24 protein-coding genes and 1 pseudogene are annotated in these 24,793 nt (G+C 64.5%); 10 read left to right on the top strand and 15 right to left on the bottom strand.

Going from position 1 to position 24,793, the window contains the following annotated elements; all coding sequences use genetic code 11:
- Positions 1 to 42 precede the first annotated feature (42 nt).
- Positions 43 to 1,158, bottom strand: coding sequence for an alanine dehydrogenase (gene ald, locus ACSHT2_RS31955; protein WP_440638913.1), 1,116 nt, complete (start codon positions 1,156 to 1,158; stop codon positions 43 to 45).
- Between the two features lie 145 nt (positions 1,159 to 1,303).
- Here ald and ACSHT2_RS31950 point away from each other — a divergent pair, with 145 nt between their 5' ends.
- The 5 genes and pseudogenes from ACSHT2_RS31950 to ACSHT2_RS31930 all read left to right on the top strand — a co-directional run bounded on the left by ACSHT2_RS31950 (position 1,304) and on the right by ACSHT2_RS31930 (position 5,674).
- The gene (locus ACSHT2_RS31950; RefSeq protein WP_197965164.1) at positions 1,304 to 1,783 is read left to right on the top strand and encodes an Lrp/AsnC family transcriptional regulator; all 480 of its coding nucleotides are present in this window, start codon (positions 1,304 to 1,306) and stop codon (positions 1,781 to 1,783) included.
- Between the two features lie 138 nt (positions 1,784 to 1,921).
- Entirely contained in the window at positions 1,922 to 2,413 is a 492-nt protein-coding gene (locus ACSHT2_RS31945) for a (2Fe-2S)-binding protein (RefSeq protein ID WP_440638911.1), read from the top strand.
- Positions 2,410 to 2,571 (top strand): annotated as a pseudogene (locus ACSHT2_RS31940) (FAD binding domain-containing protein); the annotation flags it as partial. The gene ACSHT2_RS31945 and the pseudogene ACSHT2_RS31940, both read left to right, overlap by 4 nt.
- Before the next feature lie 174 nt (positions 2,572 to 2,745).
- Positions 2,746 to 5,103, top strand: coding sequence for an Orn/Lys/Arg decarboxylase N-terminal domain-containing protein (locus tag ACSHT2_RS31935; protein ID WP_440638909.1), 2,358 nt, complete (start codon positions 2,746 to 2,748; stop codon positions 5,101 to 5,103).
- A 7-nt stretch (positions 5,104 to 5,110) separates the two neighbouring features.
- Positions 5,111 to 5,674: an N-acetyltransferase family protein gene (locus tag ACSHT2_RS31930; protein ID WP_440638908.1), complete on the top strand. Its 564-nt coding sequence runs from the start codon at positions 5,111 to 5,113 to the stop codon at positions 5,672 to 5,674.
- Positions 5,675 to 5,677: 3 nt separating this feature from the next.
- Here the strand turns inward: ACSHT2_RS31930 and ACSHT2_RS31925 are convergent, their stop codons facing one another.
- Entirely contained in the window at positions 5,678 to 5,890 is a 213-nt protein-coding gene (locus ACSHT2_RS31925) for a hypothetical protein (protein ID WP_319325908.1), read from the bottom strand.
- 155 nt (positions 5,891 to 6,045) lie between these two features.
- Here ACSHT2_RS31925 and ACSHT2_RS31920 point away from each other — a divergent pair, with 155 nt between their 5' ends.
- Positions 6,046 to 6,987, top strand: a complete 942-nt coding sequence (locus ACSHT2_RS31920; protein ID WP_440638906.1) for an ornithine cyclodeaminase family protein — start codon at positions 6,046 to 6,048, stop codon at positions 6,985 to 6,987.
- 73 nt (positions 6,988 to 7,060) lie between these two features.
- Here the strand turns inward: ACSHT2_RS31920 and ACSHT2_RS31915 are convergent, their stop codons facing one another.
- Together ACSHT2_RS31915 and ACSHT2_RS31910 are read right to left on the bottom strand one after the other, a co-directional pair.
- The gene (locus ACSHT2_RS31915; protein ID WP_440638905.1) at positions 7,061 to 7,510 is read right to left on the bottom strand and encodes a flagellar basal body rod protein FlgC; all 450 of its coding nucleotides are present in this window, start codon (positions 7,508 to 7,510) and stop codon (positions 7,061 to 7,063) included.
- A gap of 122 nt (positions 7,511 to 7,632) precedes the next feature.
- Positions 7,633 to 8,682, bottom strand: a complete 1,050-nt coding sequence (locus tag ACSHT2_RS31910; protein ID WP_440638903.1) for a hydroxyacid dehydrogenase — start codon at positions 8,680 to 8,682, stop codon at positions 7,633 to 7,635.
- 244 nt (positions 8,683 to 8,926) lie between these two features.
- Here ACSHT2_RS31910 and ACSHT2_RS31905 point away from each other — a divergent pair, with 244 nt between their 5' ends.
- The 3 genes from ACSHT2_RS31905 to ACSHT2_RS31895 all read left to right on the top strand — a co-directional run bounded on the left by ACSHT2_RS31905 (position 8,927) and on the right by ACSHT2_RS31895 (position 10,552).
- Complete coding sequence (locus tag ACSHT2_RS31905) at positions 8,927 to 9,493, top strand: thiamine pyrophosphate-binding protein (protein ID WP_440638901.1); 567 nt, start codon at positions 8,927 to 8,929, stop codon at positions 9,491 to 9,493.
- Positions 9,494 to 9,501: 8 nt separating this feature from the next.
- The gene (locus tag ACSHT2_RS31900) at positions 9,502 to 10,098 is read left to right on the top strand and encodes a thiamine pyrophosphate-dependent enzyme (RefSeq protein ID WP_440638900.1); all 597 of its coding nucleotides are present in this window, start codon (positions 9,502 to 9,504) and stop codon (positions 10,096 to 10,098) included.
- A gap of 76 nt (positions 10,099 to 10,174) precedes the next feature.
- A complete protein-coding gene (locus ACSHT2_RS31895; protein ID WP_440638898.1) occupies positions 10,175 to 10,552 on the top strand; it encodes a VanZ family protein in 378 nt (125 codons plus the stop codon).
- Positions 10,553 to 10,592: 40 nt separating this feature from the next.
- Here ACSHT2_RS31895 and ACSHT2_RS31890 read toward each other — a convergent pair whose 3' ends face one another.
- The 11 genes from ACSHT2_RS31890 to ACSHT2_RS31840 all read right to left on the bottom strand — a co-directional run bounded on the left by ACSHT2_RS31890 (position 10,593) and on the right by ACSHT2_RS31840 (position 23,744).
- Positions 10,593 to 10,976: a DUF1236 domain-containing protein gene (locus tag ACSHT2_RS31890; RefSeq protein WP_440638896.1), complete on the bottom strand. Its 384-nt coding sequence runs from the start codon at positions 10,974 to 10,976 to the stop codon at positions 10,593 to 10,595.
- Positions 10,977 to 11,090: 114 nt separating this feature from the next.
- Positions 11,091 to 11,978 (bottom strand): 2-hydroxy-3-oxopropionate reductase, encoded by an 888-nt coding sequence (locus ACSHT2_RS31885; protein ID WP_440638894.1) that lies wholly within the window; start codon positions 11,976 to 11,978, stop codon positions 11,091 to 11,093.
- A 103-nt stretch (positions 11,979 to 12,081) separates the two neighbouring features.
- Complete coding sequence (hyi, locus tag ACSHT2_RS31880; protein WP_440638892.1) at positions 12,082 to 12,867, bottom strand: hydroxypyruvate isomerase; 786 nt, start codon at positions 12,865 to 12,867, stop codon at positions 12,082 to 12,084.
- A gap of 11 nt (positions 12,868 to 12,878) precedes the next feature.
- Positions 12,879 to 14,669 (bottom strand): glyoxylate carboligase, encoded by a 1,791-nt coding sequence (gene gcl / locus ACSHT2_RS31875; RefSeq protein ID WP_440638891.1) that lies wholly within the window; start codon positions 14,667 to 14,669, stop codon positions 12,879 to 12,881.
- A 152-nt stretch (positions 14,670 to 14,821) separates the two neighbouring features.
- Positions 14,822 to 16,624 (bottom strand): adenine deaminase C-terminal domain-containing protein, encoded by a 1,803-nt coding sequence (locus ACSHT2_RS31870; protein ID WP_440638890.1) that lies wholly within the window; start codon positions 16,622 to 16,624, stop codon positions 14,822 to 14,824.
- Between the two features lie 85 nt (positions 16,625 to 16,709).
- Entirely contained in the window at positions 16,710 to 17,510 is an 801-nt protein-coding gene (locus ACSHT2_RS31865) for an NYN domain-containing protein (protein WP_440638888.1), read from the bottom strand.
- A gap of 53 nt (positions 17,511 to 17,563) precedes the next feature.
- On the bottom strand, positions 17,564 to 19,063 hold the full coding sequence (locus tag ACSHT2_RS31860; RefSeq protein WP_440638886.1) for a tripartite tricarboxylate transporter permease: 1,500 nt from the start codon (positions 19,061 to 19,063) through the stop codon (positions 17,564 to 17,566).
- Complete coding sequence (locus tag ACSHT2_RS31855; RefSeq protein ID WP_440638885.1) at positions 19,063 to 19,548, bottom strand: tripartite tricarboxylate transporter TctB family protein; 486 nt, start codon at positions 19,546 to 19,548, stop codon at positions 19,063 to 19,065. Before ACSHT2_RS31855 ends, ACSHT2_RS31860 begins: the two co-directional genes overlap by 1 nt.
- Positions 19,545 to 20,513, bottom strand: coding sequence for a Bug family tripartite tricarboxylate transporter substrate binding protein (locus ACSHT2_RS31850; RefSeq protein ID WP_440638883.1), 969 nt, complete (start codon positions 20,511 to 20,513; stop codon positions 19,545 to 19,547). Before ACSHT2_RS31850 ends, ACSHT2_RS31855 begins: the two co-directional genes overlap by 4 nt.
- A gap of 108 nt (positions 20,514 to 20,621) precedes the next feature.
- Entirely contained in the window at positions 20,622 to 21,464 is an 843-nt protein-coding gene (locus ACSHT2_RS31845; RefSeq protein WP_440638882.1) for an IclR family transcriptional regulator, read from the bottom strand.
- A 150-nt stretch (positions 21,465 to 21,614) separates the two neighbouring features.
- Complete coding sequence (locus ACSHT2_RS31840; RefSeq protein ID WP_440638881.1) at positions 21,615 to 23,744, bottom strand: acetate--CoA ligase family protein; 2,130 nt, start codon at positions 23,742 to 23,744, stop codon at positions 21,615 to 21,617.
- Between the two features lie 350 nt (positions 23,745 to 24,094).
- On the opposite strand from ACSHT2_RS31840, the gene ACSHT2_RS31835 reads away from it, so the two are divergent.
- Positions 24,095 to 24,790 carry a GntR family transcriptional regulator gene (locus ACSHT2_RS31835; protein WP_440642974.1) on the top strand — a complete coding sequence of 232 codons (696 nt, stop codon included), beginning with the start codon at positions 24,095 to 24,097 and terminating at the stop codon, positions 24,788 to 24,790.
- The last annotated feature ends 3 nt before the right edge of the window (positions 24,791 to 24,793 follow it).

Raw genomic sequence — 24,793 nt, 5'->3', positions numbered from 1 at the left:
GGGATTCCGGATTGCTTCGCTCGAAATGACCGGGGGCGGCCCTTACGCCGCCAGCCCGCTCCCAACGGGGGCGAACTCCATCCCGAGGCTCTCTGCCACCGCCTTGTTCGTAATCCGGCCGCGATGCACGTTCAGTCCGTTACGCAAATGCGGGTTCTCCAGCACCGCGGCAAACCCCTTGTTCGCGAGCATCAGTCCGAACGGCAGCGTTGCATTGTTCAGGGCCTGGCTCGAGGTCACCGGCACCGCGCCCGGCATGTTGGCGACGCAATAATGCACGACGCCGTCGACCTCATAGGTTGGCTCAGCGTGCGTGGTCGGATGAGAGGTCTCGAAGCAACCGCCCTGGTCGATCGCGACATCGACCAGCACGGCGCCCGGCCGCATCGACTTCAGCATGGCGCGCGTGACAAGCTTCGGAGCACTGGCGCCCGGCACCAGCACTGCACCGATCACGACGTCGGCGGCGAACACCTCGTCCTCGACCGATTCAATGGTCGAGAAACGCGTGCGCACGCGTCCGGCAAAGAGATCGTCCAGTTCGCGCAAGCGCGGAATCGAGCGGTCGATCACGGTGACTTCGGCACCGAGGCCGGCGGCCATGCGCGCAGCCTGCGTTCCGACCACGCCGCCGCCGAGCACGACGACGCGCGCCGGCTGCACGCCCGGCACGCCGCCCAGGAGCAAGCCGCGGCCGCCGGCCGAGCGCTTGAGCGCGGCGCCGGCGGCCTCGATGGCGAGGCGGCCGGCGACTTCGCTCATCGGGGCGAGCAGCGGGAGGTGACCGCTCGCATCGGTGACGGTCTCATAGGCGATCGCGGTGCAGCCGGAGTCGATCAGGCCCTTGGCCTGCTCCGGATCCGGCGCAAGATGAAGATAAGTAAACAGGATCTGGCTCTCGCGGAGCTGGACCCATTCGCTCTTTTGCGGCTCCTTGACCTTCACGATCATCTCGGACCTGGCAAAGATCTCGCGGGCGGTCTCGGCAATGGACGCCCCTGCCCGCCGATACATCTCGTCGGGCGCGCCGATGCCACTGCCGGCGCCGGTCTCGACCGTCACCTGGTGCCCGGCGGCGACATACTCGCGGACGGCGCCCGGGGTGAGCCCGACGCGATATTCCTGCACCTTGATCTCCTTGGGCACACCGACACGCATCCCGAGCTCCCTTGCCAACGCACTGATTCCACTCATTCATCGTAGCGACGGCGCCCGTTTGGTTTCGTGCAAATATCCGCTAGGTTCGGCACGCGCGCGCCGGTTTCCGGCGCAAAAAGTGCCCTTTAACGCTGGAAACGAAACCTTGGCCCTCGACCGGAAAGACCTCGCGATCCTCGCGGAACTCACGACCAATGCGCGGGCCAGCCACACCGAGCTTGCCAACAAGATCGGCCTGTCGAGCACGGCGCTTGCGCGGCGACAGAAGGCGCTGGAGGACGACGGCTACATCCAAGCCTACCAAGCCGCGCTCGACCTCGCCCAGTTCGGCCTCACCACCACTGTGCTGGTTCGCATCGCGCTGGAGAGCCAGAGCGACGATGCGCTGAAGGCTTTCGAGGCGGAGGTGGTGAAATGCCCCTCCGTCGTGCGCTGCTTCCTGATGTCGGGCACCGACGATTACATCCTGATCGTGCTCGCCCGCGACATCCAGGATTTCGAGCGCATCCACCGCACCGAGCTGTCCCGCCTGCCCCGCGTCGCGCGCGTGCAATCGAGCTTCGCGCTGCGCGAGATCGTCAACCGCGCGGTACCGACCGTGGTTTTCGGGGAGACGAAGCGCTGACCTCGTTCGTCCCAACCGGAGAACCGGTCGGGAACCAAGCAGCCCGTCATCCGTTGGGCGCTATTGGCCAGCGGCGGCAATCATCCTCGCGTCACATCCACAATCTGCCCAGCTCGGCCTTTCCGCAGGGAACAGACCATGGCCGACATCACGGATCAGATCCCCGAACGCATTCCGATCAACCTCGTCGTCAATGGCGCAAGGCGCACACTCGAGGTCGTGCCGTGGACCACGCTTCTGGATGCCCTGCGTGACCGCCTGGAGTTGACCGGCACCAAGAAAGGCTGCGATCACGGCCAATGCGGCGCCTGTACCGTGCTAGTCGACGGAAGACGGGTCAACTCCTGCCTGACCCTCGCCGTCATGAGGGATGGAGCTGAGATCACGACGATCGAAGGCTTGGCCAAAGACGGCACCCTTCATCCCCTGCAACAGGCCTTCATCGACCATGACGCCTTTCAGTGCGGCTATTGCACGCCGGGGCAGATTTGCTCGGCGGCCGGCCTGTTGGCCGAAGGCCGAGCGCGGGATGCCGACGAAATCCGGGAGCTGATGAGCGGAAATCTCTGCCGCTGCGGCGCCTATCCCAACATCGTGGCTGCAATCGAGCAGGCAATGAGCCGGTCATGAACAACTTCCAGTATTTCCGCGCAAGCGACGTCCCCGACGCCATTCGCCTAGTCGCCGCCGATCCAGGCGCGAAGCTGATTGCCGGCGGCACCAACCTGATCGACCTGATGAAAGAGAACGTCGAACGGCCCTCCCGGCTGATCGACATCTCCCGCCTGCGAACGCCGTCTATCATGCCACCGGCAAGCGCATTCGGCGCTTCCCGATCACGCTGGACAAGCTGATGGACTGAAGCCGCAGGTATTCGAACCTTCCCGCGGTTCTCGGCTCCTGTCATCCAGCTGTCATCGAATGTGCCGAGAGCTGTGTCTCCGCCACACTCGGGAGCCGACATGGACTATTTCAAGCGCTTCAATTTCCTGTTCGCCGCACCCATGTTCGATAGCGACGACCTCGAAGGCGTTCGCTTCAACCAGATCATCGAGGAAATCCAGCGCTCCGGGTTCGAGGTGGTCCGGGCCCGCAAGCTGGAGGATGCCGAGATGGCGGTGCAGACCGATGCGGCGATCGGCTGCATGGTGGTGGACTGGGGCAAGAAGGGCCTCGAGGGCAAGACATCAGCGTTGATCAACCTGATGCGCCGCCGGGGCCTCGACTTCCCGATCATCCTCCTGATCCGTCGCAAACGGTTCGAGGATCTGCCGGTCGAAGTGCTCGATTTCATCGACGGCTATGTCTTTCTGTCCGAGGAGACGCCGCCCTTCATTGCCAAGAACCTGATCAGCCGTCTCAAGCAATATGCCGAGACGCTGAAGACGCCGTTCTTCGGCGCGCTGGTCGACTATGCCGAGGAAGGCAACCAGCTCTGGACCTGTCCGGGCCACAATGGCGGTGTGTTCTACAACCGCAGCCCGATCGGGCGCGTGTTCGTCGAGCATCTCGGCGAATCCGTATTCCGCGACGACCTCGATAATTCCGTGCTCGATCTCGGCGACCTCCTTACCCACGAAGGTCCTGCGTTGAAGGCGCAGAAGGAGGCTGCGCAAATCTTCGGCGCGGAAAAAACCTACTTCGTGCTGAACGGCACGTCCACCTCGAACAAGGTCGCGCTCGGCGCCCTCGTCACCGACGGTGATCTCGTGCTGTTCGACCGCAACAACCACAAGGCGGCCCATCACGGCGCTCTGATGATCAGTGGCGGCGTCCCCATCTACGTCCCGACCGTCCGCAATGCCTGGGGCCTTATCGGCCCGATGCGCTGGGACATGCTCGATGAAAAGGCCCTGCGCGAGGCCATCCGCAGCCATCCGCTAGTCAGGGATCGCGACGCCTGGTGCAAGGAGCGGCCGTTCCGCGTAGCCGTGGTCGAGCAGTGCACCTATGACGGCTCGATCCACAGCGCCGAGATGATCCTGAAGCGCATCGGCCATCTCTGCGAGTACATCCTGTTCGACGAGGCCTGGGCCGGCTTCATGAAATTCCATCCGCTCTATGCCGGTCGCTTCGCCATGGGGCTGGCCAATCTTCCTCCCGAGGCCCCCGGCATCATCGCGACCCAGTCGACCCACAAGCAGCTGGCGAGCTTCTCGCAGGCCTCGCAGATCCACATCAAGGATCGTCACATCCGTGGCCAAAAGCGCCGCGTCGAGCATCGCCGCTTCAACGAAAGCTTCATGCAGCACGCATCGACGTCCCCCTTCTATCCGCTGTTCGCCTCGCTCGACGTCGGTGCGCAGATGATGAAGGGTCGCTCCGGCGAAGTGCTGTGGGACGACACGATCCGGCTCGGCATCGAGCTGCGCAAGAAGATCCGGGCGATGCGCCGGGAGTTCGAGGAGAAGGAGCAGAACCCGGAGCGGCGCTGGTTCTTCGAGCCCTTCGTTCCAGATCGGGTCGCCATTCCCGATGTCAGCCGGCCCGGCGCCGTCCACAACGTCGCCTGGGAGACGCTCTCCACCGACGAGTTCGCGACCAATCCCGCGCTGTGGCAGCTCTCTCCGGACACCAACTGGCACGGCTTTCCCGATCTCGTGGAAGGCTTTGCCATGACCGATCCGAACAAGCTGACCTTGCTCACACCCGGATTCGATCGTGCGACCGGCGCCTATGCCGAGCACGGCATCCCCGCACCTGTCGTCGCGCAATACCTGCGTGAAAACCGCATCGTCCCCGAGAAGAACGACCTGAACTCCCTGCTCTTCCTGCTCACCCCCGGCGTCGAGGCGAGCAAGGCCGGCACGCTGATCTCCGGCCTCGTCGCGTTCAAGAGGCTGCATGACGACAATGCGCTGCTGGCCGACGCGATTCCGGAATTCCATCAGCGGCGGCGGGCACGCTACGCAGGCGTGCGCCTGCGCGATCTCTGCGGCGAGATGCACCGCTTCTTCCGCGCCGCCGACGTCAGCGCACTCCAGGCGAGGCAGTTTATGCCCGAGCACATGCCCGAGATCGCGATGTCGCCCCGCGATGCCGCGCGCTATTTGTTCCGCAACGATGTCGACTATCTGCCGATCGAGGCAATCGCCGGCCGTATCGCCACCACACCCTTCGTGGTCTATCCGCCCGGCATCGCCACCATCGTGCCCGGCGAGCGGCTGACGGAGCGGGCCAAACCCATGATCGATTATCTCAAGATGTTCGAGACCTGCTTCAACACCTTCCCGGGCTTCGACGTAGAGATCCAGGGCGTCTACAAGGAGATCGATGCTCAGGGGCGCATCGGGCTCTACACATACGTCGTTACCGAGTAGGGTGCCGATGAACGAGACAGCTGCGCGCGCGAGTGATGAACCCGTCCTGGTCAGGCCGTCACGCGAAAGCGATGTCGAAGCGATGCTGGCGATCTATCGCCATCACGTTCGCAACGGTGTGCCGCGCGATGTCGAGGGAACCGGCGCGCCGGAGCCGGATGATCTGCGGGAGCGGCGCAAAAACCTGAAGCAGACCCGCCTGCCGCATCTGGTCGCGACCTATCGCGGCGAGGTCGTCGGCTATGCCTATGCCGTGCTGTTCCGCAAGCGCCCCGCCTATCGGTACGCGGCCAAGCATTCGATCTACGTCCACCACGCGCATCTCGGCCGCGGAGTCGGACGGCTATTGCTCCAGGAATTGATCGATGCCTGTGCGGCGGCCGGCTTCCGCCAGATGATCGGCTATATCGATGCCGACAACGCGCCGTCGCTGGTGCTGCACGAAAAATTCGGCTTCTCGCGCGGCGGCCTGCTCCACGGCGTCGCCTATCGCAACGGCCGCTGGTCCGACACCGTGATGGTGCAGCGATCGCTCGGCGCCGGCACGACAACGCCTCCGCCGGGCCGGTAGGCCTTACGACGGAAAGTCAGCCGGTCTCACATGGATGCGGTCGGCATGTAGCGACCAGTCATGCAATGCCTGGTCCTTGCAGAATCTCGCTTTCGCCCGCTCCTTGGCCTCATTCTCGTCGGCGGCATCGATCTCAAGCGTACCCTGGCAAACCTCACTCTGCCGGCCGCATTCACCGAGTACGTCCTTCATGAACTTGACGACATAAGTTGACATGGGACCTCCTGCTGCCCTCGCAGCACTCTAGTCCCATTTAGGGCGGAGCGGGGAAGGAGATTTTGAGGCGGATCAAGGCGGAGCGGACAATCCATTGCGGAACCTGCCGGCCGGGGATAAGCCGGAATGCCGGCCGCCCCCATGAGGATCTTGCCTTGCACTTTGTCTCCGACACCGAAGTCACGAAAGTTCTGACGTTTCCGATCCTTATTGCCGCGCTGGAGGAGGCCCATCGCCGGCCGAAGATGGAAGTCCTGGACGCCTTTCTCGGCGGCGAGGGGGCGCAATACGTCGTCCGCAGTGCCGTCGATCCCGGCCGCTACATGGCGAGCAAGATGTTCACCAGCTTCCCGGCCAATCTGGCGGGGGGCAAGATGCCGGCCGTGCAGGCGGTGTGCGTGCTGTTCGACGGCACCAACGGGACGCCGCTGGCGGCGATGGACGGAACCGAGATCACGCACTGGCGTACCGCTGCAGACTCCGCGCTGGGCACGAAGCTGCTCGCCCCGCCCAGTCCCGAGACGCTGCTTTGCGCCGGTGCCGGGGAGATGTCCGCGTGGCTGATCCGGGGGCATCGTACCGTGCGACCGTCGCTCGAGCGCGTGCTGATCTGGAATCGGAGCCCGGAACGGGCCGCTGATCTCGCTCGGCGTTTGGCGAAGGACGGCGTCAAGGCCGAGACGATCACGGATCTCGACGCGGCGACGCGAGAGGCTGACGTGATCACCACCTGCACCCGCGCGCATCAACCGCTGATCAAGGGCCGGAACTTGCGGCCGGGCACGCATCTGGACCTGGTCGGCGGCTACACGCCGCAAACGCGCGAGGCTGACGACGATGCCGCCAGGTTGTCGCGCGTCTTCGTGGACCGGCGGGAATCGGCCTTCCATGGCGTCGGCGACATCCTGCAGCCGATCGCCAGCGGTGCGATCAGCGAGACCGACGTCCTCGGCGATCTCTATGATCTCGCCAGCGGCAGCGCGCAGGGACGCATCTCACCGTCCGACATCACCTTCTTCAAGAACGCGGGCGGCGGCCATCTCGACCTCATGACCTGCGAGGCCGTGTTCAAGCAGCTCGGCACCAGGTTCGGATAGACGCCCTACCCCTGGCATCTCGCCGGTGGAGGCGGACGAGCGAAGGCAGGCGGGACAGAGCCGACATCAGCCATCACGTCGTGATGTCGAGCAGCGACTCCGTCGTTTCCGAGTAGGCTTGAATGACCTTCGCATTGGCGACGAAGCTGTACTTAGCGGCCGCCAGCTCAACGAATTCGCGGGCGATATCGACATTCGGCGCTGCGACCAGGCCGTCCTGGTTTGCGAAGGGGGCGCCTGGGTCGGATTGTGCGATATAGCTCGGCGAAACCGTCGACACGGCCGCGATCGTACCGCCTGGCATCGAGCCACTCGATTGGTCGACCTGATCGACGCGCAACGGCACATAAGCCGCGGGATAAGTCGAACTCGTGCTCAAGCTGCCTGCACCGGCCGACGCGGCAGATCCGTCTGATGCTGGCAGCGGTCCGGTCGTGCGGATGTTGGCGATATTGCTCGCGGCCACGTTCACGCGCAAACTTGCCGCAGAAAGTCCGGATGTCGCAATCGAAAAGATGCCCATGGACTTTCAACTACAGGACAAGTGATACGCGTTCACTTATCCGGTCGATAAGATGCGGCGCTTTGGCTTTTCATCGTGGTAACCAATTATCGGAGCGCATCCAACTTGGCGCGGCCGGCCCCTTACCCGGGCGTCACACCAAAAGCCTGCTTGAAGCGCTCCGCATAGCGCGGCCAGACTTCGGGATTGATGATGCGCGGCGGGCGCTTGCCGTCGAGCACATCCAGCACCTGCTCGGCGGCGATGCGGCCCATGTTCTGGCGCGCCTCGATGGTGACGCCTGCCGTGTGCGGGCTCGCCAGCACGTTGTCGAACTGGAGCAGCGGATGCTCCGGCGGCGGCGGCTCCTTGGACCAGACGTCGAGGCCGGCACCCGCAATGCGCTTGTCGCGCAGCGCCTGAAGCAACGCGTCCTCGTCGTGGATGAAACCGCGAGCCGTGGTGATGAAATAGGCATGCGGCTGCATCAGCGCGAATTCACGCACGCTGATCATGTTCCGGCTACCCTTGTTCAGCGGGCAGGAGATCGAGACGAAATCGGCGCGGCGCAGGAGCTCGTCGAGCTCGACCTTCTCCCCGTTCCGCTCCGCCATCACCTCGGCCGACAAATACGGGTCGTAGGCCAGCACCGTCATGCCGAGCAGGCCCTTGCACAGGGCGGCGATGCGCCGGCCGACATTGCCGAGGCCGACGATGCCGACGGTCTTGCCCTCGACCTCGTTCCCGACGAGCTCGTTGCGGTTGACGTCGCGCTCGCGGCGCAGGCGGCGATCCGACTGGATGATGCGCTTGGACAACGTCAACATCATCGCCAGCGCATGCTCGGCAACCGAATGGGCGTTGCCGCCGGACTGGTTGACGACCAGCACCCCCGCGTCCGTGCAGGCCTCGACGTCAACAGGGTCGAAGCCCGCGCCATTGCTGGAGACCAGCAGCAATTTCGGCGTCCGCTTCAGAAAGGCGGCATCGACGTGGAAATGCGGCGCCAGTTCGTCGCGCGCCGCGCCGATCTGGTAGACATGGGCCGCACTCAGGATCGGCGCATAGAAATCTTCAGGGCTCTCGTTCTCGATGCGATCGAGCCGGACGTCGGGCCGCGCCTTCAGAATGTCGATATAGATCGGATTGGCCAGGTATTTGACGTAGAAGACGCGCTTGTTGTTGACGGACATCAGGACCCTTCCGGCTCGTTCGCGAGGGAGCTCGGCAAGGTCGGCGCGATGCGCTCCCTCCGGTGCTTCCTCCCGCTTTTTCGTTGCCGCATTTATGACATGGCGGTGCCGGCCACGGCAGGCCGTCTGGCGCAGATCACGGTGCCGGCGCGGACATGTTGACAATCCCTCTACCTGCGTCAAGTTCGGCGGGCCGCCGCAACGGCCAGAACCAAGAAGCATGCGCGGCTGAAGGGAGAACGCAATGGCGATTGCGGAACAACAGACCTCGCCCCAGGCGGCTCAAGGCTCCAGCGAAAGGAGCTGGCACGGCATCGTCCTGCAAACGTTGAAACGGAACGAGATCAGCCTCATCCCTTACGTGCCCGACCGCGTTCTGACGCCGCTGATCAAGAACCTGCACGCCGACCCCTTCTTCACCACCTTTGCCACCGCCCGCGAGGAGGAAGCGGTCGGCATCGTCTCGGGCGCCTGGATGGGCGGACGGCGCGGCGCGGTGCTGATGCAGACCTCCGGCTTTGCCACGCTGGCCAACGTGCTGGCCTCGCTCGCGGTGCCCTACCAGATCCCGCTGATCATGTTCGTGTCCGAGCGCGGCACGCTCGGCGAGTTCAACTACGGCCAGTCGCTGGTCTGCCGGACCATGCGCCCGGTGCTCGATTCACTGGCGCTGGAGCACCACACCATCACCCGGCTCGACGAGCTCGAATTCATCACGGACCGCTCGATCAGGCAGGCCGTCACCACGCAGGCGCCGGTGGCGCTGATCCTCAACCCGCTGCTCACGGGCGGCAAGGTCTTCGACAAGTGAGGCGGGTCATGAACACGCGCAACACCAAGGTGATGAACCGCTTCGACGTCACCTCGCGCCTCGTCGCGAAGCTCAAGCACGAGGAAGCCGTGATCGGCGGCATCGGCAACACCAATTTCGATCTGTGGGCGGCCGGCCACCGCCCGCAGAATTTCTACATGCTGGGCAGCATGGGGCTCGCATTTCCGATCGCGCTCGGCGTGGCGCTGGCGCAGCCCGGCCGCCGCGTCTTCGCACTCGAAGGCGACGGCTCGCTGCTGATGCAGCTCGGCGCGCTGTCAACCATTGCAGCCCTGAAGCCGAAAAACCTGACGATGATCGTGATGGACAACGGCGTCTACCAAATTACCGGCGCGCAACCGACACCGGCAGCGAACGTCGCCGACATCGTCGCCATCGCCATCGGCTCCGGCCTCGCCAACAGCGCCTGGGCCGCGGACGAGGAGGATTTCGAGCGGCTGGTCGACGATGCGATGGCTGCCACCGAGCCGGGCTTGATCGCGGTCCGGATCGACGACAAACCGGGCGTGGGCACCACCCGCCGCGACCCCGTGCAGATCCGGGAACGCTTCATGCATGGACTCGGCGTGCGCGAGCCACTTTAACATTTTGTCATTAACTACACGGCGATCTGATACCGACCTCGCGACAACCCCGCCAGATCCGTGCTAAGCGGTCGGAATGTCCTTTTTCATGCGTACCATTGCCTGGTTGCTCGCGGCCGCCGTCACTTTCGCCACCCTAGGTCCCCCCGGCCTGCGGCCTCATTCCCACCTCGGTCAGGACGGCGAACACGCGCTCGCCTTCGTCCTGGTGGGACTGGCGTTCGGCCTCGCCTATCGGCGACGACGTCTGCTGATCGCAGCGGCCGCGGTCGTGCTGATTGGCGTGCTCGAGCTGATGCAATTTTGGGCACCTGGCCGCCATGCGCGGCTGGAGGATTTTCTGGTCGATGCCGCCACTGCCTGCCTCGGCTTTGCGCTCGCCGCCGCGGCCGATTGGCTGCTCACGCGCTTTCGCACAAGCTCCGCCGTGACAAGCGAAGGCCCCGCGGAGTGACATTCCGCAGGGCCCCATTCGACGCATAGGATTGCGCCGATCAGTCGATGATCTTGACGACGCGTCGGGTGCGCGGCTCGACGATCACGCGGCGATCGTTCACGACCGCATAGCGATACTCGGTGTAGTTCGGCACGGGCCGCAACACCACGGTCGGGGGAAGCGGCTCGCCAACCACGACACGCTCTCGAATCACCACGGAATCGTCACGCGGGATCCCGCCCAGCACGGCATTCGGAATTTCGAGACCGGCGCCGACGGCCGCACCAACGGTGCCGCCGACCATCGCGCCGATCGGGCCACCGATGTCGCCGCCTGCGCGCGCGCCGTCCGCGGCGCCCTGGGCGGTCGTTGACTGGGCGAAGGCTGCGCTCGACGCCAGCAGCGAGACGGCAGCGAACGTAATCGCAAGACGGGTTTTCATGTGCTTATGTCTCCAGTGATTGTCCTGCGCCTTCAACCGCGGGGCGGGAGCATTGTTCCGGTTCCCTACGGCCAAAGAAGCGACAGTCTCTGAAGACTGTTACGCGGTAACACATCAAGCTGCGGCGATCTCGTGCCCCGCCATCAGTTCCAGCGCTCGCACCATCGCCGAATGATCCCACGCTTTGCCGCCATGCGCCGCGCAGGACGAAAACAATTGCTGCGCCACTGCCGTGCTCGGCAGCGACAAGCCGAGTGAGCGAGCGCCTTCGAGCGCGAGGTTGAGATCCTTCTGGTGCAGCTCGATGCGGAATCCCGGATCGAAATTGCGCTTCACCATGCGCTCGCCATGCACTTCGAGGATCCGCGACGAGGCGAAGCCGCCCATCAGCGCCTTGCGCACCAGCGCTGGATCCGCGCCGGCCTTGGATGCGAACAGAAGCGCTTCGCTCACGGCCTCGATCGTCAGCGCGACGATGATCTGGTTGGCGACCTTCGTCGTCTGGCCGTCGCCATTGGCGCCGACATGCGTGACATTCTTGCCCATCTTGTCGAAGATCGGCTTCATGGTGCCAAAAGCCCGCTCCGGCCCGCCGACCATGATGGTGAGGCTCGCAGCTTTCGCTCCGACCTCCCCGCCCGACACCGGCGCGTCGAGATAGTCGGCGCCGAGCGCCTCGATCTTCTTGGCAAACTCTTTCGTCGCCAGCGGCGAGATCGAGCTCATGTCGACCACGACCTTGCCCTTGGAGATGCCGCTCGCAACCCCGTCCTTGCCGAACAGCACGGCTTCGACATGCGGCGTATCCGGCACCATGATGATGACGGCGTCCGCCTCTTCCGCGACCTGCTTGCCGGAGTTGCAGGGAATGCCACCGGCCGCGATCAGCTCGGGGGCAACAGGCGCGACGTCATGCAGGAGAACGCGATGGCCCGCGGCCAGGAGGTGGCCGGCCATCGGCCGTCCCATGGTGCCAAGTCCGATGAAGCCGATGTTGGTCATGTCTTCGTTTCCTCTCGATCTTGCCAAAGTCGATCCACGGGCTCGGTGCACCTCTCCCGCGTGCGGGAGAGGGAGCGCACCGTCACCGTGGCTTCGATATCCTCTACGTCTCGAACGTCTGTGCCGCGTGCCAGGACAGGCCTTCGAGCGTCGTGGTGCGGGGCTTGTATTCGCAGCCGATCCAGCCGCGATAGCCGATCGCGTCGAGATGGCGGAACAAGAAGGGATAGTTGATCTCGCCGGTGCCGGGCTCGTGGCGGCCGGGATTGTCGGCGAGCTGGATGTGGGCGATCTCAGGCAGATATTCCTGCATGGTGCGGGCGAGATCGCCTTCCATGATCTGCATGTGATAGATGTCGTACTGGATGAAGAGGTTGTTCGATCGCACTTCCGAGATCAGCTGCACCGCCTGCTCGGTCCCGTTGAGATAGAAGCCGGGAATGTCGAGCGTGTTGATCGGCTCGACCAACAGCTTGATGTTCTCCCGCGCCAGCGTCGAGGCGGCAAAGCGCAAATTTCCGACCAGGGTCTCGTTCAGCTGGCGCGGGTCCGCATCGACAGGCGCGATGCCGACGAGGCAGTTGAGCTGCTCGCAATCGAGCGCCTTGGCGTAGTCGATGGCGCGGAATACGCCGTCGCGGAATTCACTGACGCGATCGGGCAGGATGGCAATGCCCCGCTCGCCCGCCGCCCAATTGCCGGCCGGCAGATTGTGCAGCACCTGCGTCAGCCCGTGGGCCTCCAACTGTTCGCGCAGCTGCGCCTTGTCGAAATCATAGGGAAAGAGATATTCGACGCCGGCAAAGCCGGCCGCCTTCGCAGCAGTGAAGCGGTCAAGGAAGGGCATCTCGTTGAAGAGCATGGTGAGGTTGGCGGCAAACTTCGGCATGATGCTCTCCCCTATTCCGCCGGCTGCAGCACGCCCGGGCGCGCCCGCTCGACCTCGTCAAGCGGAAGGTCCAGCACCTCTTCGAACTCGACGATGTTGTCGATCTCGGTGCCCATCGCGATGTTGGTGACGCGTTCGAGGATGAACTCGACCACCACGGGCACGCGATGCCTGGCCATCAATTCGCGCGCGGTCACGAACGCGGCCTGCGCGTCCTTCGGATCGGTGACGCGGATCGCCTTGCAGCCGAGCCCTTCGGCGACCGCAACGTGGTCGACGCCGTAGACGCCGATCTCGGGTGCGTTGATGTTCTCGAACGAGAGCTGGACTTGATAGTCCATCTCGAAGCCGCGCTGGGCCTGGCGGATCAGGCCGAGATAGGAATTGTTCACGACGACGTGGATGTAGGGCAGATTGAACTGCGCGCCGACCGCGAGTTCCTCGATCAGGAACTGGAAGTCGTAGTCGCCGGAGAGCGCGACGATGTCGCGATCCGGGCACGCCGCACGCACGCCGAGCGCGGCGGGGAGCGTCCAGCCGAGCGGTCCCGCCTGTCCGGCATTGATCCAGTTGCGCGGCTTGTAGACGCCGAGGAATTGCGCGCCGGCGATCTGCGACAGGCCGATCACGGTGACATAAGTGGTGTCGCGGCCGAACGCCTTGTTCATCTCCTCGTAGACGCGCTGCGGCTTGATCGGCACGTTGTCGAAATGGCTCTTGCGCAGCATCGTCTTCTTGCGATCGCGGCAGGAAGCGGGCCACGCCTGGCGCTCGCGAAGCCTGCCTGACCGGCGCCACTCCCTGGCGACGGCGACGAACAGTTCGAGCGCGGCCTTCGCATCCGAGACGATGCCGAGATCGGGATTGAACACGCGCCCGATCTGCGTCGGTTCGATATCGACATGCACGAAGGTGCGGCCCTTGGTGTAGGTCTCGACCGAGCCGGTGTGGCGGTTGGCCCAGCGGTTGCCGATACCGAGCACGAAATCGGATTCCAGCAGCGTGGCGTTGCCGTAGCGGTGGCTGGTCTGAAGCCCGACCATGCCGGCCATCAGCACATGGTCGTCGGGGATCGCACCCCATCCCATCAGCGTCGGCACGACAGGCACATTGGCAATCTCGGCAAACTCGACCAGCAGATCCGCGGCGTCGGCGTTGATGATTCCGCCACCCGCGACGATCAGTGGGCGCTCGGCCGCATTGAGCATCTCAAGTGCCTTCTCGACCTGCTTGCGCGTGGCAGTGGGCTTGTAGACCGGCAGCGGTTCATAGGTCTCGTCGTCGAACTCGATCTCGGCCAGTTGCACGTCGAGCGGCATGTCGATCAACACCGGCCCCGGCCGGCCCGAGCGCATCACGTGAAAAGCCTGGCTAAATACGCGCGGCACTAGCGCGGGTTCGCGCACCGTCACCGCCCATTTGGTCACGGGCTTTGCGATCGACTCGATATCGACCGCCTGGAAATCTTCCTTGTACAGCCGCGCCCGGGGCGCCTGTCCGGTAATGCAGAGGATCGGGATGGAATCGGCGATCGCGGAATAGAGCCCGGTGATCATGTCGGTGCCGGCCGGCCCCGAGGTGCCGATGCAGACGCCGATATTGCCGGCCTTGGCCCGCGTATACCCTTCCGCCATGTGCGAGGCACCCTCGACATGCCGCGCCAGGATGTGGCGGATCGAACCGCGCTTCCTGAGCGCCGAGTAAAGCGGGTTGATCGCGGCCCCGGGGACCCCGAAGGCAGTCGAGATGCCTTCCTTCTCCAGGATACGCACGGCAGCATCGATAGCTCGCATCTTCGCCATATCGGACCTCGCTTCAGTTGCGTCAGCGAGCGAGATCATCAGGCGGGCAAGATGCAATCTCAACGAGATCGGTTTTATTTTCCACGATGCGGCAACCGCGGAGAAATCACGGCGGTCTCAATCGGTTAGATCGAGGAATGCGTGAAATCGGATCACTCGAACAGCGGTGCCAGCTCCATCTGCGGCACCAGCACGAGCCCCTTGTCCGTGATGCGAATTTCCGGAATAACCGATAGGGGAATCAGATTGAAGCCCATGTAGGGGATGGTGCAGCCGGCCTCCGCCCATTCCTTCTTCAGCACCTTCATTTCTTCCGACACTTCGGTGACGCGCTTGTCGGAGAGCAGCCCGGCAATGGGCAGCGGAACCAGCGCCCTCACCTTGCCGTCGGCGACGACGCAAACGCCGCCCTGATGCTCCTTGATCGCAGCGATTGCCACCTGCATGTCCGGCTCGTTGGTGCCGGCGACGATGATGTTGTGGCTGTCGTGACCGACGCTGGAGGCGACCGCGCCGCGCTTCAGGCCGAAATCCTTGAGAAGGCCATGGGCGACATTGCCGGCCGACTTGCCGTGGCGCTCGACGACCGTGACGAAGCAAAGTCCGTAGCGGGCGAACAGGGATGGCCAATCCTTTGCAGGTTCGATCGCGACCTTCTCATGGATCAGCATGATGCCGGGCAACGCGGTCTTGATCGCATTGACGGTGCAGGCCTTCGCCGGCAGCTCCGGCGTCAGCTTCAGCTTCTCCGGAAGCTTCACCGTGGCGTAGGCGGCTCTCGGATATTGATAGCGTTGCGACAAGGCCTGATCGAGAAGCCCGGTGATCTTGCGGTTCTCGACCACGAGCTCGCCGCCGTACCAGGTACATTGCGGCTTGAGCTGGTCGTCCATCAGCACGAGATCGGCGCGGCGGCCGCCACCGAGCCCGCCGATATCGCCATCCATGCCGAAGCGGGTCGCGCCATGCAGCGAGCCCATCGACCAGGCCTGCTCCGGCGACATCCCCGCCTTCACCGCCTCGCGCACCACCCAGTCGAGACCGAACAGCAGCAGATCGTCGGCATCGCGATCATCTGTGCAGACCGCCGTGCGCTTGTGCGAGGCCCCGAGTTCGGTGATCGTGCGGATCGCCTGCGGCAGCGAATGCCAGGGCGTCGTCGGCGGGCCGCCGCGCAGGAACACCCAGACGCCGGCGTCGAGCAGATCGTCAGCGATGTCGCGGTCGATCGCCTCATGGGTATCGGTGACGCCGCTCGCCGCATAGGCGGCGACGAACTCGCGGCCGTAGACATGGCCGGACACCGGCCGTCCACGCTTCAACGCGGCCGCCAGGATGGCATGGCTGCGCTCGTCGCCCATGGTGACTGGCACGAAATCCATCTTTTCGCCGAGTGCGACCGCCTCAGGCCAGCGATCGAACAGGCCCGCGATCTTGTCCGGCGTGAGGTCACCGCCCGCCGTCTCCAGTTCTGCCGAGGTCGCAGGAACCGTCGACGGCACCGTCAAGAAGATCGAGAGCGGCGCCTCGCGTGCGTCCTCCAGCATCGCCTCGACGCCGGCGATATCCATGACGTTGCCGATCTCGTGGCTGTCGCAGAAGATCGTGGTGGTTCCGTTGAGCAGCGCGGCTTCCGCGTAGGCACAGGCCGTCACCATCGAGGATTCGACGTGGATGTGCGGATCGACCAGCCCCGGCGCGATGATGCCGTCGGCCGCATCATAGAGCGGCACGCCGCTCCAGACCTTCTTCGCCGTGCCGGCTGGCTTCACCGCGGCAATACGCCCGCCAGTAATCCAGACCTCGCGGTTCGCGTGGATGCGCTCCGAATAGGTCGAGAGTACCCGCGCGCCCGTGACGACGAGATCGGGCGCAACGCGCGCCGAGGCGACGTCGGCGAGGCGCCGCGTCATGCTGTGCAGCGGCGCAACGGAGAAACGGGTGAGTCTGGTCATCTGGGCTCCCGGGTGACGTTACGGCCCAGCCATGGTTACGCCCGGCCCCACCCCGGGCAAGCTCAAATATAGCGGCAGGACCCGTTTACGTCTTCGGCGCCGAGACGCCTGCTGCCCCCGCGCCCGAAGCCCTGCGCGGGTTCCGCCTTCGCCTCGGCGGTGCGGCAGCGGGCTTGACCCGAATGCGCATCGACCGGCCTTTTGGCTCATCGATCTCGAACGCATTCGTCTTTCGCACGAGGTCGCTCAACTTGCGGGAGCCGTAGGTTCTCGAATCGAAATCGGGGGCGAGGTTGGTAAGCCCTTTTCCGACTTCCCCGAGAGAAACCCATCCGTCTTCGCTTTCCATCTGGGCGATGACTTTCTTGATCATGGGGATGGCTGCCTCGGGGGGTTGAAGTAACGGCGACCTCGCGGCGGCATCCTGGGTGTTCGCCGGGGCGGCAAGCAGGTTCTCCGTGTAGACGAATCTCCGGCAGGCCTGCCTGAAGCTTTCCGGCGTCTTCTGCTCGCCGAACCCGAAGACGTCGACACCCTGCTCACGGATGCGGGCGGCCAGACGGGTAAAGTCGCTGTCGGAAGACACCAGGCAGAAGCCGTCGAACCGGCCGCTGTGAAGCAGGTCCATCGCGTCGATGACCAGGGTTATGTCGGACGCATTCTTTCCGGTCGTATAAGCGAATTGCTGCTGCGGGATGATGGCGTGCTTCGACAGAATGTCGGCCCAGCCCCTGGAACGCGCATTGGAGAAGTCGCCGTAGATGCGTCGGACGCTGGCCTCGCCGATCTTGGCAATCTCCTCGAAAAGTCCATCCGCGATCTTGGCCGAGGCATTGTCGGCGTCGATCAGGACGGCCAGACGAGGCGAGCGAAGTTCCGACGGCATGGCATTTCTCCACGGGATGAACGCAGCATTAGAACATGCGTGCGGCGGAACGGCTAATCCTCGTTCGCCTTGAATCGCCCGAGCCCCTTCAGCACGAAGGGCGCCAGCAGCGCGATCAACGCCAGCGCCAGCAGCGTCGCCGAGATCGGGCTTTGGACCAGTGTCATGGGATCGCCGAGGCTGATCGCAAGTGCGCGACGCAACTGGCTTTCGGCGATCGGGCCGAGGATCAGGCCGACGACCACGGGAGCGATCGGAAAATCGAACCGGCGCATCAAAAAGCCGAGCACGCCGAAGCCGGCCAGCATCGATAGCTCCACTACCGACGGCTTGGCGGCGATGGTGCCCATGGTCGCGAAGACGAGGATGCCGGCATAGAGCCAGGGCTGCGGAATCGCGAGCAGGCGCACCCACAGTCCAACCAGCGGCAGGTTGAGCACCAGCAGCATGCAGTTGGCGATGAAGAGGCTCGCGATCAGACCCCACACGAGATCAGGCCGCTCGGCGAACAGCAGCGGCCCCGGATTGAGGCCGTATTGCTGGAAACCCGCCAGCATCATCGCGGCGGTCGCCGAGGTCGGCAGCCCGAGCGTGAGGAGTGGCACCAGCGTGCCGGCGGCGGAGGCGTTGTTGGCCGCTTCCGGTCCCGCCACACCTTCGATCGCGCCCTTGCCAAATTCTTCGGGGTGTTTGGTCAGGCGCTTCTCGGTCGAATAGGACAGGAAGGTCGGAATCTCGGCGCCACCCGCAGGCAGGGCGCCGATCGGAAAGCCGAACATGGTGCCGCGCAGCCACGGTTTCCACGATCGCTTCCAGTCTTCTTTTGTCATCCACAGCGAGCCGCGCACCGGCTCGAGCTTCTCCTCGGTATGGTGGCGGCGCGATGCGACATAGAGCGCCTCGCCCACCGCGAACAGGCCGACCGCGAGCGTCGTCACCTCGACGCCGTCGAGCAGCTCGGGGATGCCGAACGCAAGCCGCGCCTGGCCGGTCAGCTTGTCGATGCCGACGAGGCCCAGCGTCAGGCCGATGAACAGGCTGGTCAGGCCACGAACCGGCGAATCTCCGAAGGTCGCCGAGACCGTGACGAAGGCAACGCACATCAGCGCGAAGTAATCCTCCGGGCCAAAGCGCACGGCGAAATCGACCAGCCACGGCGCAAGGAAGGCGAGTCCGATGGTGGCGATGGTGCCGGCGACGAAAGAGCCGATCGCGGAGGTCGCAAGCGCCGGCCCGCCCCGGCCGGCCTTGGCCATCTTGTTGCCTTCGAGCGCGGTCGCCATCGAGGCGCTCTCGCCGGGCGTGTTGATCAGGATCGCGGTCGTCGAGCCGCCATACATGCCGCCATAATAGATGCCGGCGAACATGATCAGCGAGCCGCCGGGATCGAGCTTGTAGGTCACCGGCAGCAGCAGCGCGACCGTCAGTGCCGGGCCGATGCCGGGCAGCACGCCGACGGCCGTGCCGAGGAACACGCCGATCAGCGCATAAAGCAGGTTCATCGGCTGGACGGCGACCGCCATGCCGTGGGCCAGCGCGGCAAAAGTGTCCATCACAGCAGTCGCTCCAGGGGCCCGGCCGGAAGGCTCAGCGTCAACAGGCGGTCGAACGCGAGATAGATGAGGGTCGACATCACGAGGGCGATGATGCTGTCGACCAGGATGGCACGGCGCCCAAACGCCGCCGACGTCGTCACGAACAGCGTGGACGTCGCCAGGATGAAGCCGCCGCCGAAGCCGATGATCGCAATCAGCAGCGCAAGACCAATGAGGATCAAGACCACCGGCACGGGATCGGCGCTCTCGCGCGCCGGCAGGTTGCCGCGTAGCGCGTCGATGAAATTGCCGATTGCGAGCAACGCAAGGCCGGAGGCGACCACAACCGGCATCGCCTCGGGCCCCATCCCGTACATCGCGGCGGATTGCAGGCCGCGTGCATCCCAGACCAGCACCGCGGCGAGACCTGCGAGCAACGCAGCGATAACGAGGCCGGCGCGGTCGACGCGCCGCGGCGGCTGCGCAGGATCGCCGGAGGTCATGACTTGACGAGGCCGACCGATTTCAGCACGTCGGTAACGCGCACCGTTTCCTTCTTCAGGAAATCGGCGAAAGCGCCGCCGCCGAGATAGGCGTCCGCCCAGCCTTTCTGCTTGAGGATCTCCTTCCAGGCGTCGGACTTCACCATCTTCTCGACAGCATCGCTCAAGGTCTTGCGCTGCTCCGGCGTGATGCCGGGAGGCGCGACCACCGAGCGCCAGTTGGCAATCACGAGGTCAATGCCCTGCTCCTTGAAGGTCGGAATGTCGCTGCCGGCGATGCGCTTCTCCGAGGTCACGCCGATCGCGCGCAGCTTGCCGGACTTGATCTGCCCTTCATATTCGCTCAGCCCCGAAATGCCCGCGGTAACCTTGCCGCCGAGGATCGCAGCCAGCGACTCGCCGCCGCCGGAGAACGGGATGTAGTTGATCTTCCTCGCATCGGCGCCGACGGCGCCGGCGAACAGCGCTGCCATCACATGGTCCACACCGCCGGCCGAGCCGCCGGCGAAGGTGACCTTGGCGATATCAGCCTTCACCGCGGCGGCGAGATCCTGCGCATTCTTGATCGGCGAATTCGCGGGAACCACGATCACCTGGATCTCCTCGGTGAGGCGGGCAATCGGCGTCACCTGCTCCAGCGTCACCGGCGACTTGTTCATGGCGAGCGCGCCCACCATGACGAAGCCGCTGACCATCATCTGATTGCCGTCGCCCTTGGCACCATTGACGAACTGCGCGATGCCGACGCTGCCGCCTGCACCGGGAACATTGGTGACCTGCACACTGCGCGCGACGCCAGAAGCCACCAGCGCCTGCTGCATCGAGCGCGCGGTCTGGTCCCAGCCCCCGCCCGGAGCTGCCGGCGCCATCAGCTTGAGCTCGAGCTGCTGGGCAAAGGCCGGATTGGCTGCCGCCAGGGTCAGCGCGACGGCCGCGCCGAAAAGGCGCGAGGGAAATCGAAACATGGGGGCATCTCCAGGCTCATGCGGACGTTTGCCGCATTGTGTCGTTTGGTCGCATATCAGCCAAAACGGCCGAGGCTGTCCAGTGACATCCCCCAGGGCTTCTTTTGGTCAGCGAGGCTCCGGGATCGCCCCGCCAAGCGCGGCCGTCAGTTCGGCAGCGACATCCCGGATGATTTGCCCGATCTCCGGCAACCGCTGATCGGTCAGCCGGCCGGTCATGCCTGAGACTGAAATCGCCGCGAGCGGCTCGGCGCGGTCGTCATAGACGACCGCCGCAACGCAGCGCAGGCCCATGCAGGCCTCTTCATCGTCGAGGGCGTAGCCCTGCTTGCGGATCTTTTCGAGTTCCTTGAACAGGTCGCTCGGCCGAACGATCGACTTCTCGGTCAGGCGAGGCATGCCGTGATGGCGGATGACGGCGCCGACTTCCTCGTCCGAATAAGTCGCGAGCACGGCCTTGCCGACGCCGGAGGTCACCATGGGAACGCGGCCGCCGACCTTGGTCAGCGAGCGCATGATCTCGCGGCTTTCCATGCGGGTCAGCACGATGATGAACTCATCGTCGACCACGGCGAGATTGGCCGTCTCGCGGGTGAGATCGCGCAGCTTGCGGAGGTATGGAATCGCCTGCGCGGAGAAATTGCGCCGCCGCGCGAAGCTGGCGCCGACGGTGAAGCTGCGCACGCCGACATGCCATTTGGATTCGGCACGGTCGAATTGCACGAAGCGGCGGCTTTCGAGCGTTGCGAGCAGTCGGTGCACGGTGGACGCCGACAGGCCGGTGCGGATCGCGAGATCGCTGAGGCGATAACCTTCGTCGTCCTCGGCCAGCGTCTCGATGATCGACAGCGCGCGGTCAACGGACTGCACGCCACCGTCGCGGCCCTCGTGATCGGCTTCCGCGACCGACTTGGGCTCAAGCGATTTGCGCCGGATCACGTTCTTGCTCATCGCGACCTGCCGCTTTGGAATTCGTCATTCCGGGATGGTCCGAAGGACCAGACCCGGAATCTCGAGGTTCCGGGTTCGATGCTGCGCATCGCCCCGGAACGACTTACCCTGCAAGGCGCCGCTTCGGACTGCCGAAGCGGCGTCAACGCCTCAGAGCAGCCCTGCCCCGCGCGCCCACTTGTACTTGGCGCCGAGGACCTCGACCGGCAGCTCGGTCGAGTAGGCGTAGGCTGGGATTCCGTTCTGGTAGAGATATTCCGCGGCTTCCTCGACCTCGACGTCGCCGGCGAGCGAGGCGACCATGGGTTTCACGAAGCCCTTGGCCTCCATCTCCTTCTTCACCTCGACCATGTTGCGGGCGAACACCATCGGCGGGGTGACGATGGTGTGCCAGTAGCCGAGGATCAGCGCGTGGATGCGCTCGTCGGATAGGCCGAGCTTCACCGTGTTGACGTAGGTGATCGGCGGCTCGCCGCCGGTGATGTCCACAGGATTTCCGGCCGCACCGAACGGCGGGATGAACTTGCGGAAGGCCGCATCGAGATCCGGCGGCATCGACATCAGCGACAGGCCGTTGTCGACGCAGGAGTCCGAGAGCAGCACACCCGAGCCGCCGGCCCCGGTGATGATCAGCACGTTCTCGCCCTTCGGCGTCGGCAGCACCGGCACGCCACGGGCGAATTCGAGCAGCTGGCGCAGGGAGCGAGCGCGGATCACGCCGGACTGCTTGAACACGTCCTCATAGATGCGATCGTTACCGGCGAGCGCGCCGGTGTGCGAGGATGCAGCCTTGGCACCGGCCGAGGTGCGACCGGCCTTAAGCACGACCACCGGCTTCTTCTTGGAGACGCGCTTTGCGGCTTCTGCAAAGGCGCGGCCGTCCTTGAGGTCTTCGCAGTGCTGCGCGATCAGGTTGGTGTTGGGATCCTGCTCGAAGAAGGCGAGCAGATCGTCCTCGTCGATATCGGACTTGTTGCCGAGGCCGACGATCGCCGAGACGCCCATCTTCGCTGAGCGCGAGAAGCCGATGATGGCCATGCCGATGCCGCCCGACTGCGACGACAGCGCTGCGTGGCCCTTGACGTCGTAAGCGGTACAGAAGGTCGCGCAGAGATTGGCGGGCGTATAGTAGAAGCCGTAGATGTTCGGCCCCATCAGGCGGATGTCGTACTTCTTGCCGACCTCGACGATCTCGGCCTGCAGCTCCGGCGCGCCGGCTTCGGCGAAGCCCGACGGGATCAGCACCGCGCCCGGGATCTTCTTCTCGCCGCACTCGGTGAGCGCCGCAGCCACGAACTTGGCGGGGATCGCGAACACCGCGACGTCGATCACGCCGGGCACGTCCTTGACGCTCTTGTACGCCTTGTAGCCGAGGATCTCGGCGGCCTTGGGATGGATCGGATAGATCTCGCCCTTGTAGCCGCCGTTGATGAGGTTCTTCATCACGGAGTTGCCGATCTTGCCGTCCTCGGCGGAGGCGCCGACCACGGCGACCGCCTTCGGCTGCATGATGCGGTTCATCGCTGCGACGATCTCTTCGGTCGGACGCGGCTTGGGCTTCGGCTTGTAGGCGAAGTCGACGACGATGCGCACATCCGCGGCGGTCGCGTCCTTCGGCGTCGCGAACACCGGGTTGAGGTCGAGCTCGACGATTTCGGGGAAATCGGTGACGAGCTGCGAGACCTTGACGATGACGTCGGCGAGGGCGTTGCGGTTCACCGGCTCGCCGCCGCGCACGCCCTTCAAAATCTCATGCGCCTGGATGCCGTCGAGCATCGAGAGCGCGTCTTCCTTGGTCGCGGGCGCGAGGCGGAAGGTGATGTCTTTCAACACCTCGACCAGCACGCCGCCGAGGCCGAAGGCGACCAGCTTGCCGAACGAGCCGTCGGTGATCGAGCCGACGATGACCTCGGTGCCGCCCGCCAGCATCTGCTGCACCTGGACGCCCTCGATCTTGGCATCGGACTTATATTTCTTGGCGTTGGAAAGAATGGTCTCGTAGGCCTTCTCGGCCTCTTCGGTGGTCTTGAGACCGACGATGACGCCGCCGGCTTCGGTCTTGTGGAGAATGTCCGGCGAGACGATCTTCATCACGACCGGGAAGCCCATGGACGAAGCCATCTTGCCGGCCTCGCCTGCCGACTTTGCCACGCCCTCCTTCGGCACCGGAATGCCGTAGGCGTCGCAGACCAGCTTGCCCTCCGGCGCCGTCAGGCTGGTGCGGTTGTCCGCCTTGACCTGGTCAAGCACCTTACGGACGGCTTCTTTGGAATTGGACATGTGGCATCTCCCTTGACCTGAGTTCGTTCTTTTCAAAGCGCGCGCGTGGTTAGCGGCTGCCCGTGATGCTTGCCATTCGCCGCGCTCTGTTCCATGCGGCGGAACGGAGTGGCATAAGCCCGAGGTTACTCCGCCGGCTTGGATCAAAAATGGCTGGCGATGGCATTTGGTATGCCAGAAGCCAACTTGTCAAGCTGGCGGATGTCTTAGAACGCCGCAAAAAATCGTCAGCTTGACATTCTGGCATGTGGTATGCCAAAAACTTTCCCGTTAATATTCCTGTAAAAGACGACTCCCACTGGAGGAGATTCGTCGTGTCACTACGCAAACCAACCAAGGCGTTGCCGAACATGGCCGAGGCAGACATCGCAATCGTTCGTATTGCCCCGGAGAGCAGCTTCAAGAACAAGGCGTATGACGCCTTGAAGGAAGCCATCCTCAAGATGGACATCTACTCGACGCCCGAGCCGGTGATGCTCGACGAGCGCGCGCTGTCCGAACGGCTCGGCGTCAGCCGCACGCCGATCCGCGAAGCGATCGCGATGCTCGAGCAGGACGGATTCGTAAAGACGGTACCGCGCCGCGGCATCATGGTGGTGCGAAGGACCAAGAGCGAGATCGTCGACATGATCCGCGCCTGGGCGGCGCTGGAGAGCATGGCCGCGCGCCTCATCACCACCACCGCACGCAAGAAGGACATCACGGCGCTGCGCGACTTCTTCAAGGATTTCGGCAAGGACCGCATGCCCGAGGATCACGTCGAGGAGTATTCGCGCGCCAACATCGCCTTCCACCAGGCGCTGATCTCGCTGTCGGAATCGCCCGTGCTGGTCGACCTCACCAACGACCTCCTGCTGCACGTGCGCGGCTATCGCCAGCTGACCATCGGACGCAAGGACCGCACCGCGACGTCGCTGCCCGAGCATCTCGGCATCATCGAAGCGCTGGAAGCGCGCGACACCGAGCTTGCCGAGAAGCGCGCCCGCGATCACACCCTCGGCCTCGCCGCTTACGTCGAAGCGCACGGCCAGGAACTGTTCACGTAGCAA

It is taken from the genome of Bradyrhizobium sp. PUT101, assembly GCF_052043945.1.
Classification (GTDB): domain Bacteria; phylum Pseudomonadota; class Alphaproteobacteria; order Rhizobiales; family Xanthobacteraceae; genus Bradyrhizobium.
The sequence above is the reverse complement of the archived record's forward strand: the minus strand, read 5'-3'. Positions and strand labels throughout refer to the sequence as shown.